The sequence below is a fragment of the Flavobacterium sp. ABG genome, from assembly GCF_001027725.1.
GTDB classification, from domain to species: domain Bacteria; phylum Bacteroidota; class Bacteroidia; order Flavobacteriales; family Flavobacteriaceae; genus Flavobacterium; species Flavobacterium cupriresistens.
Genome location: NZ_LEKS01000082.1, coordinates 1 through 416, shown reverse-complemented (window position 1 = coordinate 416; position 416 = coordinate 1). Strand labels below are relative to the sequence as shown.

Here is a 416-nt window from a genome sequence, read left to right as displayed (position 1 = left end):
GCATCAGACAATTTATAGGTGGGTTTCTTTATATTTCCTTTTTTATGTTTAAAAAAACGCCTTGGCCAAAAGGAAAACAGTGGAAAACTATTATCATTCTCAGCATTCTTAATTTCGTTTTAAGCAACGGACTAAGCACTTGGGGCGTGAAATACATCAGTAGTGGTCTAGGTGCTATTATAGGCGCTCTTGTTCCGTTATGGGTTGTTATTATCAGTTTTTTTAGAGGCGAACGATTGGCACGATTAGCCGTTATTGGTCTGGTGGTCAGTTTTGGTGGTGTATGTGTTATTTTCTACGATCATTTAAGCGATTTTCTACTTCCTGATTTTAGATTTGGAATTTTTATTTCAATAATTTCTACGTTAACCTGGGCGTTTGGAACCTTATATACTAAGAAAAAAGCAGCCAGTTTC

The 416-nt window shown here is 36.3% G+C and carries 1 protein-coding gene; it reads left to right on the top strand.

The features are described 5' to 3' along the window. Positions 1 to 2: 2 nt before the first annotated feature. A partial coding sequence (locus AB674_RS21770) for a DMT family transporter (protein WP_316931895.1) occupies positions 3 to 416 on the top strand: 414 nt, incomplete at its 3' end.